1 protein-coding gene is annotated in these 255 nt (G+C 62.0%); it reads right to left on the reverse strand.

Annotated features, from left to right (window positions below; genetic code table 11):
- Positions 1-72 precede the first annotated feature (72 nt).
- Positions 73-255, reverse strand: a 183-nt coding sequence (locus R0J88_RS21735) for a substrate-binding domain-containing protein (protein ID WP_410901138.1), incomplete at its 5' end; no start/stop codon positions are given.

A 255-nucleotide genomic window follows, 5' to 3' on the forward strand; every position in this document is an offset into this window, starting at 1 on the left:
CTGCATGTTCCTGACCTCTGAAACCGGTTTCATTTTTGTTCGAGAAAAAAGTGGTGGGCCTTGCCCCCACTGTTACAACCGGGTGGAGCCGCGCACGATCAACTGCGCCGGAAAATCCACCACTCGCGCCGGGGCATCGTCGCCCCGCAGGCGCTTGAGCAGGCATTCGAAGGCACTGGTGCCTATGGCTTCGGTGGGCTGGGCCAGGGCCGTGATGCCATTGCCCACCAGGGGGTACCAGTCCAGGTCGTCGAG

Origin of the sequence: Pseudoalteromonas sp. SIMBA_162, assembly GCF_046535955.1 — a bacterium.
GTDB lineage: Bacteria > Pseudomonadota > Gammaproteobacteria > Enterobacterales > Alteromonadaceae > Pseudoalteromonas > Pseudoalteromonas marina.